Here is a 14,142-nt window from a genome sequence, read left to right as displayed (position 1 = left end):
TTATTGCATTTAGTCTATGAACAGATTTTACTTATTCTTTTTCGCTTTAATTTTTATACAGTCTCAACTCGGTTCTCAAACCTCCAACTCTGCCCAAATTCTGGAGGATCTTAAAAAATTAAAAGTGGTGGGTTCCGTTCTCTACGTCGCAGCACACCCCGATGATGAAAACACCAGACTGATCAGCTATCTGTCCAATGAACTCAAACTCCGCACTTCCTATGTATCCTTGACTCGGGGAGATGGAGGTCAAAACTTAATTGGTCCTGAATTGGATGAATTACTCGGTGTGATCAGAACCCAGGAATTGCTGGAGGCCCGCAAAATTGACGGCGGGCAACAGTATTTTACCAGAGCCAACGATTTTGGATACTCCAAAACTGCTGAAGAAACTTTTTCTATCTGGGAGAAGGATACCATATTATTGGATTTGGTGAGACTCATACGCACCATCCAACCGGATGTCATCATCAATAGATTTGATCATCGCACCAGCGGCAAAACCCACGGTCACCACACTGCTTCTGCCATCCTTGCCAAAGAGGCCTTCGATCAGGCCAGAAACAGTTTGTATAAAGTGAATGAACTCAAAAATCTTGAACCCGTAAGGGTTTCAAGATTGCTTTTTAATACCTCCTGGTTTTTTTGGGGAACCCGCGAGAAATTTGAAGAAGCCGACAAATCGCATTTGTACAGTTTGGACATTGGCGCATATTATCCTGCTCTAGGATTGTCCAATGGGGAGGTTTCCGCTCGCAGCAGAAGCATGCACAAATCACAGGGTTTTGGAATTAACAGCCAGCGAGGCAGTCAAATGGAATATTTTGAAAGATTGGATGCTCCCAAGGGGGCCAACGAAATTTCTCCCTTTGATGGTCTGAACCTGAGTTGGTCGAGATTCAACGGAGGAGGAAACGTGGAGAAAATCATCGACGAGCTGATCAAAAATTACGATGTGGATCATCCGGAATTAAGCATTCCATTGTTGCAAAAAACAGAATCATTTATTGAAGAATTAAATCTGGGACATTGGAAGGAAATCAAACTGAAAGAAGTTCGTCAGCTTATTTTTCAATGCGCCGGCATCTACGCCGAAGCTTATGCCGATGAGCAAACGATTGGCCATGGCGAACATAAAAAATTGAATGCAGAGTTTATCAGCAGACTCCAGAAAGGGGTACTTCTAAAAAAAATACAATTTTTACCATCTCTCCACGATACCAATTACAACACATTTGTTGAATTGAACAAACCGGTATTTTGGTCTGCACAGCTGAGCATTCCTTCCCTGCCATTTACTTCTCCTTTCTGGTTGTTGCACGGCAGAGGCTTGGGTCATTATGAAGTAGATGACATCCAACAGGTCAATGCATCTGAAGCTGCCAAGTCCTTGAAATGTGCATTTCAGTTTGAGATTCATGGTAAGAATTATGTGTACACCAGAGATGTTGTCTTTAAAAAAGACGATCCTGTCTTGGGGGAAGTGATACAGGGATTGGATGTATTACCTGCAATCACAGTCAAACAGCTGAAACAAATGTACCTGCTCTCTTCCGACAAGGGATGTGAGCTTGAGTTTGAAATTTCATCCAACATCGATCATCAGAAGGGCAAATTAAGTTTAGAAGTGCCAGCAGGTATCACTGTGACGCCGGAATCGATCGATTTCCAACTTGAAAAAAAATCAGACAAACTTAAAGTAAAGTTTCTTCTATACACAAAGGACTTTAATGCGCGAAAATTGGAACTGGCCATCCGAAGTGATCAACAGAAATTATTTACCCATCATAAAATTGAATACCCGCACATTTCATGGCAGAATGTTTTGCTACCTGCATTGGTAAATCTGACCGTTATTGATTTGAAAATTAAACAAAAGAGAGTCGCTTACATAGACGGTGCCGGAGACTTTACCGATGAAGCAATAAGGGACATGGGTTTTACATGCACGATCCTTCCGGCCTCTGCCATTGAAACCATTGGAAAATCCGACTACGATGTGCTGGTATTTGGAATTCGGGCTTTCAATACACAGGGAGACTTAAAAAAAGCAAAGCCGGGTATTGAGCGTTTTGCAAATGAAGGTGGAAAAGTTATTTTTCAATACAATACCTCCCAACAATTGGTGAGCAAGGACTTTCTCGGAGATTCATTTAGAATTTCCAGGGCAAGAGTCACTGATGAAAATTCTCCTGTTGAGATTCTGATTCCTGAGCATCCTGTTTTTACCACACCCAATAAAATTACAACGCATGATTTTGAGCATTGGGTACAAGAAAGGGGACTTTATTTCCCGGATTTGTATTCTGGTTTTGATGAATTGCTTTCCTTTACAGATCCGGGCGAAAAAGCCCTCCACTCAGGCCTTCTTGTCAAAAAACAGGGCAAGGGGTATTTAATTTACAGTTCCATCGCTTGGTTTAGACAATTACCAGCAGGGGTCCCGGGAGCATTTCGATTGTGGGCAAATCTATTGTCATTCTGAGCATGAGGCCATCAATGGATAAATGGAAGAGTCTTGCTTTGTTATTAACGAGCCTGACATTAATTATCGCCATTTTGTTTTTAATTACGCATCGTTTTTCCCAATAGCATGTCAGTATTTGATTGGATCGTATTGCTCGCTGTACTTGGATTTATTGCCATCTATGGTTGGTACAGAACAAGAAAGCAATCTGACCTGAGGGATTTTGTGGTAGGCGACAACAGTTCTGTCTGGTGGAAAGTTGGACTCACGGTGATGGCCACACAAGCCAGCGCAATCACATTTATCAGCACGACGGGACAAGGCTTTAGCGATGGCCTTCGGTTTGTGCAGTTTTATTTTGGATTGCCATTGGCAATGTGGGTGATTATGTTTTATTTTATTCCGGCTTTTTACAAGTTGAAAGTACTGACAGCTTATGAGTATTTGGAGCAGAGATTTGATCTGAAGACCAGACTTTTTGCAGCTTTTATTTTTTTAATTCAAAGAGGACTGGCTGCAGGCATTACCCTCTATGCTCCGGCCATTATCTTGTCCTCAGTTCTTGGCTGGAACCTTCAACTAACTCAGGTTTTGGTAGGAATTTTGGTAATCTTTTATACCGTTGGTGGAGGTGCCAAAGCAGTGACGGTTACCCAGATCCAACAGATGGCAATTATCCTGATAGGGATGGTATTTGTTTTTGTCTTTTTATTGTATTCATTTCCGGAATCTTTTGATTTTTGGGATGCACTCTCCCTGGCGGGTAACGCAGGACGAATGGAAGCCATTGATTTTAATTTGGATTTTAACAACCGCTACAATGTTTGGGCGGGCATTACGGGAGGTTTTTTTCTCGCGCTTGCTTATTTTGGAACCGATCAGTCCCAGGTGCAGAGATATCTGAGTGGTAAGAACATCAGGGAAAGTCAAATGGGCTTGTTTTTTAATGGTTTGGTTAAGATTCCCATGCAGATTTTTATATTGTTGTGTGGGGTTTTGTTATTTTCATATTTTCAGTTTGAAAAGACACCTCTGACCTACAATCAGAAGTTGAATGAAACCCTCGCCATTCAGCACAACTTATTTTATCAAAGCAAATCTTCTGAGTTGGAGAAGGTACACAATCAGCGAATTTCATTGTTGCAAAATAGCTCCTACGATTCGAAAGAATTTCATCAATTGGATCAGGCGCAAAATAGAATCAGAGAAGAGGTCAAGAACTATGTCCAAACCAATCGTGTTGCCGAAGAGGCCAATGACCGGGACTACATTTTCTTGTATTTTATCTTAAATTATTTACCAAAAGGCCTGATTGGACTTTTATTGGCAGTCATACTTTGTGCAGCCATGTCCTCTATTTCTGCTGAGTTAAATTCGTTGGCGGGGACTAGTTCTGTGGACCTAAAGAAGCGACTATTCCCCGATACCGGAAAAAGATTTTCTGAACTGCAATGGTCCAAGATATTTACGGTATTCTGGGGTTGTGTGGCAATTGGTTTTGCCTTTTACGCAAGTTTGTTCGAAAACTTAATCCAATTTATTAATATCATTGGATCCCTTTTCTATGGCAGTGTACTGGGAATCTTTCTGGTTGCTTTTTTTGTCAAATGGATCAAGGGAACAGCGGTGTTTACAGCGGCTTGCGTGGCACAATTGACCGTCCTTTTGCTTTACAACTTTTCTGACATCGGCTTCCTTTGGTACAATGTTGTTGGTGCCTTGTTGGTAATTATTTTGGGGGCATTGATTGAGAAGGGTAGGGGAAGATTGGTTAATTAGAGAATTATTCGCGTGCCCCCCCGACGCAGTTGGTGGGATTAGAGAATTGGGGAAATGAGGAAATGTGAAAATGTGAAAATGTGAAAATGAGGGAAGATAAGTGTGGAATTTAGTTTATTAGAAAATGGGGCGAAGCCTTAGCGCCATAAACTCCGCGACATGACGCCTTAGACGTTATTGAAGACTGAATTTTTGACAATTTATCTCCGACAAGTAAAAGAGCCTTTCTAAACCAGCAGCCCCAAAGAGGCAGATTTTGGTGATGAAATTTAAACCCAAAAATTTCATCACCAAAATCTTCTGAAGCAGAAAATGATGCATTGCAAAGAATAGTTTGGGTGCAAGCCGCAATTTCAACTAATCATTTAGAGTCTCTTCTTTTAACCCATGCTTAAAAAAAGAGAATATGGTTTGACCATAATTTCTCTTTTTGATAAAATTTGAGTGATCCTCAAAAAAATGGTCCGGATTGTGCTCCATCACAAACAATCCGTCCTTATTTAAAATCGTGCTGTTTAAAATTTGATCCGGTATCAGATTTAATTCTTTTAAGCCATAGGGAGGACCGGCGAAAATATAATCATAAGATTGAGTACATTTTTGGATATACATTAAATAGTCTCTATGGATTATTTCTATCTTATCCTCGATGTCGAATTCTTTGGCCTTTTGTTTTGCGAATTTGACCGCTGGTACAAATTTATCAACGTAGGTTACAGAATGACATCCCCTTGAAATAAATTCGTAGGAATGAGCGCCGGTGCCACCGAATAAGTCCAAAACTTTGATGATTTCAAAGTTCAATTCATTGGTCAGAATATTAAAAAGACCGGTACGAGCTATGTCTGTGGTAGGTCTGGTGGGCCAGTTGTCAGCAGGTGGGTAAAAGGTTCTTCCCTTCAGAAATCCCGAAGAAATTCTCATTCTCTCAAATCAATTGATTGGCCATCCAAAACTCAAAAAATCAGAAAAATTTCCCTGTACGCTTATGTTTCTGAAATAAATTTTAGCCAAATGGATGATTTGAGATTCTTCTCTGATCTCGCCTTTGAATATGAGTCGATCGGTTTCTCTGTCCAGGTTTTTTGAAAGATAGATGGATTGCAGATGATAAATAAGTTCTGTCGGATTGGTAAAGTGCAAACAAGCAAAATACAAATATTCCTCCAGTCTTTTCGAAATAACAACGGCCTTGTTCTGAATAATCAGTACAAAAGTGCAGCTTGCTTCTCGGCATGCTTCTGCCTTTGCAATTTGTTGTGCAAACTCGGCGATGTGTTGTATCTTATTTTGAGAATATGATCTATCAGTGGTAAATTCAACCTCGTAATTCAAATTGGAAATTGGATGTCTCCGCAATTGTTCATTTGGATAAAGCGGAATTAAAGTTTGATTAGTTCCTTCATTGGAGGAGATAGGTCGGATATAAAATTTTTCTGTGATGGAAATCATCCTCGAAGAGTGGTCTGTTATCTTCGCTTCATCCACAGATTCCAATTCACCTTCAGAATTGATTTGAATGTAATGATGGCTATCTACAAATGTTAACACGTCTTCTCAATATTTGATTCTAATTATCGTAATTTTGCACAAGATAAAGTTTATTTTGGAATCTGAAAAGGTGATTTTGCTCGGCATTGAAACTTCCTGTGACGATAGTTCAATGTCTGTGATGGAGGATGGAAAAATTCTGACAAATGTTATATATAATCAGGAGATTCACAGGAAGTACGGGGGTGTGATCCCGGAATGGGCATCGAGAAAACACTTGGAGGCCATGATCCCTATTTTTAGAGAGACCCTGGATAAATCAAACATTCATAAAAGGGACCTCAATGGAATCGTAGTGACCAGAGGTCCGGGTCTCATGGGTTCGCTCCTGGTGGGAATCGGTTTTGCAAAATCCTTGACACTGGCTTTAGACATACCCTTGATAGAAGTAAATCATCTGGAGGCCCATGTGTGTTCGTTGCTGATAGAAGAACCCAAACCCGGCTTTCCATATTTGTGTCTCACGGTATCGGGTGGGCATACCCAATTGGTTAGGGTCAATGCCATTGGTAATTATAAAATTCTTGGCGGCACACTGGATGATGCAGCTGGAGAGGCCTTTGACAAAGTAGGTAAATTGTTGGGACTTGATTATCCAGCAGGACCCCTGATCGATCAGCTGGCCGCAAAAGGAAATCCCAGATTTAAATTTCCGGTTTCGGTGATGGAAGGATACAATTACAGTTTTTCAGGATTTAAAACTTCTGTATTGTACTTTTTGCAAAAGGAAATGAAGGCAAACCCTCATTTTATTTTAGAGAACCTCAACGATCTCTGTGCATCGATCCAGCACACGATTGTAGAAATTCTCATACGGAAAATTGATTTGGCGATGGAAAATGAAGGACTCAACCATCTTGGGATTGCTGGTGGGGTCTCTGCCAATTCTGGATTGAGGGCCAGCATTTTGTCCATGGCGGTACAAAAACATTGGAAGGTGTATTTCCCTGCTTTGCAATATTGCACTGACAATGCGGCCATGATTGCTTATTTGGGATATCAGAAGTATTTGAAGAAGCTGTTTGCAGATGAACAAATGATGCCCATGCCCAGGATGCCATTGGTCAGTGAAGATTATTGAAATTCAACAATAGAAATGGTTTCTCCTCCCGGGTCCTCTTCAGGATGGGAAATCTGCTTGATATAATTCTGATGCCTTAGTGTTTTAAGGACGGTTTTTTTCAAGGCCCCACTTCCTTTTCCATGAATGATATGTACCTTGTTGACATTGGATATCAACGCTTTGTCGATAAATTGTTCCAAAAGTTGTTCTGCCTCCAACAATCTCATTCCTCTCAGATCCAGGACCGGATGAAATGCTTTACCCGAAGATTCGACATCGGATTTTATACTCCGTTCCGGTTTTACATGAATAATCGGTTTGACTTTGACAATTTCGTTTCTCTTTAACTTGAATGTCATATTTTCTGTGTCCACCGTGATTTTGCCTTTTTCGATCTTGCTTATTTTTCCCAACATACCCGTTAGGATTAGTTTTACGGAATCGCCTGGTTTCAGATCATGATTGGAACCACCATTCTGTGCATTTAGGATCTCGGTGCTCAGCCTGAGTATATCTTCCGTATTTTTCTCGACTTTGTTTTTTTCCGCTTCAGCTTTTGACAATAATCTTTCAAGGTCTTTTTCCTTTCGAAGCTCTTTTGAATATTTGTCAATTTCTTTTTGCTTATTCATGCTCAGCTGAAGTTCCATTTGTTTTTGGTCAAGCTTCAGCTTCAATTTTTTAAATTCATTTTGTTTCTGCAGCTCATGATAGCTTTTGATAAGCTTGTCCAATTCTGCTTTTTTGAATTTAAATTCTTCAATTTGCTTTTGTAGATTTTGATTTTCCTGATCCAGCTTGGTTAAGAGGTTTTCAAATTGGACCGTTTGATTTCCAGCCTTTTTCTTTGCAGAATGAACGATGTGTTCCGGTAATTTTATTTTTTGAGCGATTTCTAATGCGAAGGATCCACCGGGTCTGCCAATTTGTAAACGGTAGGTGGGTAATAGCTTTTTATCATCAAAAATCATTGCTGCATTTTGCAGTCCTTTTTCTCGATGCGCAAATGTTTTCAGATTTGAAAAATGGGTATTGACAATTCCAGTTACTTTTTTTTGATTGACCGAATCGAGAAAAGCTTCTCCAATGGCTCCACCGATGACGGGTTCGGTGCCGGAACCCAATTCATCGATAAGGATAAAAGTATCCTTGTCAGCCAGCCGATCAAAATCCCTCATATTCTTCAGTTTGGCGCTGTATGTACTCAAATCATCATCAAGAGACTGATGATCTCCAATGTCGGCAAAAATCTTTTTAAATACCTTCAACCTCGAACCCTTATCCACCGTTACGGGTAAACCGGCCTGGTACATGCATTGAAGCAATCCGGCTGTTTTTAACAAAATGGTTTTTCCCCCGGCATTGGGTCCAGAAACCACAATGATTCTATGTGCTTCATCAAAGGCAATGTCTGAAGCCACCAAAGTTTTTTCCTGGTCCTTCAGTTTGAGATACAACAATGGATGACGCGCTCTCACCAACTGGATGGAATCATTTTCGGATGGTCCGGGTACTTTGGCATCCAGCAATTGGGTAAGTTTTGCCCTGGCGAGGAAAATATCCCATTCGACCAATTGATGATAACTTTCTTGTATGCTGTCTGTATGAGGTCTGATTTGTTGACAAAGCGCAGTTAGTATTTTATAGATTTCTTTTTTTTCTTCTGATTCCAATTCCAGAATTTCATTGTTCAATTCTACCAATTCCTTTGGTTCGATAAATATCGTTTTCCCTTTCTCTGATTCACCGTGCACGATTCCATCTATCTTTCTTTTGTGTTCTGCCAGTACCCGCAAGACAAACCTTCCATTGCGGATACTCTCTTCACCCTCTGCCAAAACTTCTGCCATTTTTAATTGATTCAGGACTTTTTTGAATACCCGATAGACATCAGATTTCCGATCTTGTATTTTCTTGCGGATGAGAAATAGATCATCTGAAGCCTTATCATGAATGGTTCCATCATTTTGTATGATCTTAGCGATGGTTTTTACCAAAAATACCACATCCGGTACCTGAACGATTTTCCGGGATATGAAATCCAAATGACTCCATTCTTTTTGCGCAACGATGTTTCGGATTTGCAATAAATTTTCCAATACAATGCGAATGGCAACAATCTCTTCCACAGAGAGACAGTAATTTTCAATTTTAAGATATTTTAGTTCGCTTTCAACCTGGCTGTAAGGCTGAATGAAAATCGACTGCTGAGAAATGATCTCATACAGCTGTTCAGTGGTCTTTAGCTGATGGTTTATATGATCGGTGTCAAAGCTGATTTCTATTTTTGTAATTTGATTTTTGGCTTCCTCACCCACAGCATATTGACTACAGATTTGAATGAGTTTGTCAAAACCCAAATCTTCTTTTAAGCTTTTCGGGAGAAGTGTTACTCTTTTTGAATTCATTAATTTAAGCCTTTTTGGATTTCTTGTGACTCCTTTTTGAGTGCTTTCTTAAAATCAAGCAGAGAATCAAATTCTTTCCTTCGACTCACGCCCGCACCTATTCTGTGTCGAAGGCCCTGAAGGGATTCCACCGCTTTGTAGTAAATTCTCATTTTAAGTCCCGGCACCGGAGTATTCCATTCAATGACACTTTCAGGATTAAAATAGGCATTTCCCAGGATGGGAGAATTGGATCCATAATTGCCACCTAAGGTCACTGCCCACTGATCGTTCCACAAACGGTGGCGCAGACTAAAGGCCACTTCTCCTTCATTGAGTCTTGTCTCTGCCAAAGGGTTCTTGTCCACATCATAGTTTATGTTGAAATCAACCCCAGATATGAAGTCCACATTTTCAAAAGCTTCAGAAAGTAAGTTGGATACAAAAATGGACAATTGATTGGATAAAAACTCACTCATGGTGCTAATGGTGGTGGTGCTTAAGCCGGTGACAATACCCGTATTTGTTCCAAGGAAGGTGCGAAATGCAATGAGCGAAGCCACTTGCTGATTGAGTTGATCTGGATTCTGTCTGAGAATTCTTAGTTTATTTTCGAGTAGATTTTTCAAATTGCCGGTGGCGTCGGGAAAGGAAAGATCAAAATGAATATCTGGTTTTAACAAAGAACCCGTCAGCAACATGGTCAAATCAACATTCGTACGATTCCTAATCTCTTGCTGAAGTACCTGATCCAAATTCGTATATTCCTGGAGCAATGGAGCAGGAGAAACACTGAGTTTTTCGTAGCTAGCTTCGATTTGAATATTCGCATCCAATGGATCACCGGTCCATTGGATGGTACCTCCTCTTTTCAGTTTGAAAGGCTTGTTGACAAAATTAAACAAAGTAAATAAGTATTGTCCCTCTTCAATCTCATAAGAGCCTTTTATAGAAAACGTATTGTCTCGCAAGGATTGGATTTGCAGATTACCACGTCCTGTACCTTTGAGAATATCACCGGTCTTTTCATCAAATAAAATTTGAATTTCAGCATCTTCTGTAATATCCATGTTCATATTAAGACTTAATCCTTTAATGGGTCTGGGAGTTATTGGCAGCTTTTCAGAAGAGGTATCTGTGATTTCAAACTGAATAAATTTATTTTCTTCAGCCACCTGATCCTGATCGATCGGAAGGATTAACTTACTCCCTTTGAGTGATCTGGCGGATATTCCCATATCCAATCTATCCAGAGGGCCATCAAAATCAGCGTTGACAGAACTGAGTCCATATCCATAAAAATACGGGTTTTGACCTTTTGAAGTATTTAAAATGAGAGCCTTTGGACTATTGATGTTTGCATGAATGGAATAGTTTACAAAGTTTTTGTGGGTAAGAATTCCCACCAGACTTAAGGGGTTGTTGAGCTCATCTCTCAGGATAATGTCGTTGAATATGATCTGGTTTCCATCCAGTATAATTTTCTGCTCGTCAAATTTTATAGCCGTGTTGAGATAATTAATGTTGGTAGAACCATCTTTGGTAATAAGTTCTCCTTTGGCTGTAAGTTTCTTGTTACTATATTTCAGATTGGCCTCGCCATTAAAACTACCCTGGGTATTTTGAATGGAACTGATAAAATTTTCCAGAAAAGAGATTGGAAAGGAATGTATGTTAAAATTAAGGTCCAACTCATATTTGGGAAGTTTGTATTTGCCGGTTAAAGGAAGATTGAAAGTGCCCTTTCCCTCTACTTTGGTCTCCTTGTACTGATTGGAAAAACTCAATTTGGCAGATTCCATTGGATTTGATAAGCCAAAATCTATTTTGGTCCTCCCATAATTGTTTTGATTGACTCTAAGGTTTGAAATATTGACAATGGCATTAATATCCTCCAACTTGTAAATATTTTTGATATCAATTCTGCTGTCAAACAATCCTTCAAACTGCACAGTTGGACTGCCGATAAACCTGTTTAGAGAATTGAGATTTAAATTGACAAACAGCAATCTTAATCCTTGTCTGCCCTTGTCATCGATTTCAATTTTACTGGTGGAATCTTCAAGACTGAAGTTATTGATTTCAAAATCGGTCTGGTAAATTTCAATTTTGGAACTTTCGTTGATTTTCCAATTTTTGCCATGCAGGATTACATTGGGATCCACAAAACTGATGTATTTGTCTTTCCCAGCCAGAAGAATATTGATGCCAAGATCATACAGTGTATTTAGTCGGGAAGAATCTTTGGAGTATAAAAGAACCCTGGCGCGGTCATTGCTGAATATGGCTTTTAAATCAACTTCATTCGCAACGGCCTTTTTGTTGAAAAGGATGGACGGACTGTTTGTGTGCACGGTCAGTAAACTTGAATTTCCTGAAATCGTCTGACCAATATACGGAATGGTGATTTTTCCTTGTGACAATTGGTCGATGCTGATTTTCATGAATATTGAATCGGATCTAAAATCATTGTTGATATCGACCATAAATTGATCCATCTGCACATCCCAATCCATAAAATGGAAAATCCTGTACAGGTTTTGTCCTTTGATGTAACCATGATAACTATAGAGCTCTGTGTTGTTTTTTACATTTGGTTTCAGAAAATCAATGAATGGACCATAATGTTTTTGTAAATAACTGATGAGCTGATTGTACACTCCGGCTGTTCTGTATTCTCCTGAGATGGAGGCATTGAGGAAATTGGATTTAATTTCTGTGCTTAATATTTTATTTTTTCTCTGTTGTGTAAATGAAATGTCACCCAGTGAGAGTACCTTATTTTTTCCGTAATCATAGAAGCTTATTTTAGACAAATTCAAATCTCCATCCAAATGGTCAATCAAGGTATTTCGGAAATCTGCCTGAACATCCGCTGACACAATGATACTTACATCTGATAGCTTGAGTTCTTTCAAATCTGCTTTCTTCAGTATTGCTGTAAAATTTAAGTTAGGTTCTTTTTGGAAGTTGCTTATTTTTCCTGTAAAATCAACATCCAGATTTTTGTCTTTAATCACTATTTTACCATTCAGATGATCTGGACTAATGTTGCCATCAAACGCAATGTTTTTGTAATCGTATTTTTTGAATCCCAGATTGGCAATGTTTGCTTTCAGATCTGCGTGGATGGATTGCAGGGTAAGACCCTTCCCATTCTTGATGTAGGTATTAAAATTGGCATAGCCCAAATCTTCATTTTTGAACAAACGGCCAAGGTCAAATTGATCAAATCTCAGGTCTCCGGAAAAATTGGCCATGGCGATTCCAGGACGCAAATTCAACCGGATGTCTGAATTTATTTTTCCGAGTGTGCTGGTAAAACTACCATAACTTACAAAATCTTCAAAATATCCCGTAAAGTTGCCTCTGTAGTTAATTGAACCTATATTTTTTAATGGATCCGGAATTTTTAGATTTGGAATGATTCGCGATAAGAATTCTAATTGAGTATTTAGTTGATCAATTTTAATGTCCAAAAACTCCCGTCCCCTTTGTGTCGTATTGCGAATGCTGAAATCTCCTTCAAACTTTAATTCATCTTTTACACTGGCCTGAATGCCAAATCCCTTCAGGCTGTTTACTCTTCCCACAATTTCACCTTCCAAATTCAGACATAGGCTTTCATTGTTTTGAAAGAAAGAGTTTCGGGACGCTGATTCTACAAAAAAGGAGATGTCCGACACGTTGATTTTACTTGAATGGGTTTTGAAATCCAAAATAACATCATCGTTGAAAGTTAAAAAATCGGAGTATTGTGTGTAGTACAAATGGAGGGTATCTTTTAACAAGCTTTGTTCGGTCTCAAACTTGAAATCATTCAGCTGCATTTCAGTTCTGGAGACTTTTATATTTTTTGATGATAATTCAAGCAGCTTTTTGGATTGATTGATATCGCAGGAAAACAATTGGATTGCTCCTGTACCTTCAAGATTGCTATATTGAAAGTTTCTGACATCGGTGGTAATGTCGTGCAATGAAAATTGTTTATAGTTAATGGATGATCCCCCGGATGTGGTTGGAAGTTTATTTGAAAGGTCGCTATAATGAAAATCACTCTGAGTAATTAAGATTTTTCCAAAATAGAGGATAAATGGATTGCGACAATAATAAATGGAACTATCCCTTTCAGGTGCTTTGGGCCATTGATCTTGTGGAGTGGGATTGGATTTTTGAATGTGTATTGAAGACTGACTGACATGGACTTCCTTAAAGTAAAAGTAATTTGCCGGCAACATGAGCGCTCCAATTTCCAAATTGGCCGAATGAATGAAGTACTCTTCTTTGATCCCACTATCTTCTCTGATTCTGATGTGACGAGACTGATTGATTTGAACATGGTGGATCCCAATTTCAAATGGTTTTTTCTTTTTTCTGGGTTCCTTACTTTTTCGATCAAATTGTCGAATAAACAAATCCAGTCCGTTTTCCCACTCACCTTTGTACAGGGCAATCCTAAGCACGGATTGATTCAAGCTGATGTGGTTTATTTTAAGCTCGTTGTTGAAGATGGAGGTCAAGGATTTGCTGTTGGTAAAAAGCAATTCCTTGGCATATATCAAAGTATCTTTGTGATGATCCAGTATGAGTAGATCATTTATTTTACCCCCATGAAAGATATTGAAATCAAAATCGGAATAACTGATTCCATTTTCAATTTGTTGGTCCAGCCAGATTTGAAGTTGAGCTTTACTCCATTTTTGAAAACCTGGCAATGAAAGCAAGGCAAATGCAATAAGGGCCAAGGTCAATATTAAGAGAAAGAGACTGCCAAAGATGCGGATCACCTTCCAAAGCCTTTTTAAAATGATTCTTCCTCTTTTCTTTTGATCCATCGCCATCTTCCTTAAACGCTTTCTATTCGCATTGAAATCAATCTGTTGGTATACCTTAAC

7 protein-coding genes are annotated in these 14,142 nt (G+C 39.2%); 3 read left to right on the top strand and 4 right to left on the bottom strand.

From position 1 onward, the window contains the following. Positions 1-16: 16 nt before the first annotated feature. Positions 17-2,485 (top strand): PIG-L family deacetylase, encoded by a 2,469-nt coding sequence (locus tag IPM48_00560; protein ID MBK9270062.1) that lies wholly within the window; start codon positions 17-19, stop codon positions 2,483-2,485. Between the two features lie 108 nt (positions 2,486-2,593). Beyond that, entirely contained in the window at positions 2,594-4,246 is a 1,653-nt protein-coding gene (locus IPM48_00555) for a sodium:solute symporter (protein MBK9270061.1), read from the top strand. Between the two features lie 357 nt (positions 4,247-4,603). On the opposite strand, the gene IPM48_00550 is transcribed toward IPM48_00555, so the two are convergent. After that, entirely contained in the window at positions 4,604-5,170 is a 567-nt protein-coding gene (locus IPM48_00550; protein MBK9270060.1) for an RsmD family RNA methyltransferase, read from the bottom strand. Positions 5,171-5,179: 9 nt separating this feature from the next. Further along, positions 5,180-5,797 carry a DUF3822 family protein gene (locus tag IPM48_00545; GenBank protein MBK9270059.1) on the bottom strand — a complete coding sequence of 206 codons (618 nt, stop codon included), beginning with the start codon at positions 5,795-5,797 and terminating at the stop codon, positions 5,180-5,182. Positions 5,798-5,909: 112 nt separating this feature from the next. Between IPM48_00545 and tsaD the strand changes: the two genes are divergently transcribed. Next, a complete protein-coding gene (gene tsaD, locus IPM48_00540; protein MBK9270058.1) occupies positions 5,910-6,878 on the top strand; it encodes a tRNA (adenosine(37)-N6)-threonylcarbamoyltransferase complex transferase subunit TsaD in 969 nt (322 codons plus the stop codon). Here tsaD and IPM48_00535 read toward each other — a convergent pair. Both IPM48_00535 and IPM48_00530 read right to left on the bottom strand, forming a co-directional pair. Beyond that, positions 6,872-9,268: a Smr/MutS family protein gene (locus tag IPM48_00535; GenBank protein MBK9270057.1), complete on the bottom strand. Its 2,397-nt coding sequence runs from the start codon at positions 9,266-9,268 to the stop codon at positions 6,872-6,874. The two genes, tsaD and IPM48_00535, sit on opposite strands and share 7 nt — an antisense overlap. After that, on the bottom strand, positions 9,268-14,082 hold the full coding sequence (locus IPM48_00530; protein MBK9270056.1) for a hypothetical protein: 4,815 nt from the start codon (positions 14,080-14,082) through the stop codon (positions 9,268-9,270). The genes IPM48_00535 and IPM48_00530 overlap by 1 nt, the downstream gene beginning before the upstream one ends. Positions 14,083-14,142 lie beyond the last annotated feature (60 nt).

Source organism: Saprospiraceae bacterium, from assembly GCA_016715965.1.
Taxonomy (GTDB): Bacteria; Bacteroidota; Bacteroidia; order Chitinophagales; family Saprospiraceae; genus Vicinibacter.
Note: the sequence above shows the minus strand (reverse complement) of the source record. Positions and strands in the feature narration are given on the sequence as shown.

What these genes read in the sequence shown, in the direction of transcription:
- IPM48_00560 (MBK9270062.1), top strand. Translation starts at nt 17, where the DNA reads ATGAACAGATTTTACTTATTCTTTTTCGCTTTAATTTTTATACAGTCT.
- IPM48_00555 (MBK9270061.1), top strand. Translation starts at nt 2,594, where the DNA reads ATGTCAGTATTTGATTGGATCGTATTGCTCGCTGTACTTGGATTTATT.
- IPM48_00550 (MBK9270060.1), bottom strand. Translation starts at nt 5,170, where the DNA reads ATGAGAATTTCTTCGGGATTTCTGAAGGGAAGAACCTTTTACCCACCT.
- tsaD (MBK9270058.1), top strand. Translation starts at nt 5,910, where the DNA reads ATGTCTGTGATGGAGGATGGAAAAATTCTGACAAATGTTATATATAAT.
- IPM48_00535 (MBK9270057.1), bottom strand. Translation starts at nt 9,268, where the DNA reads ATGAATTCAAAAAGAGTAACACTTCTCCCGAAAAGCTTAAAAGAAGAT.
- IPM48_00530 (MBK9270056.1), bottom strand. Translation starts at nt 14,082, where the DNA reads ATGGATCAAAAGAAAAGAGGAAGAATCATTTTAAAAAGGCTTTGGAAG.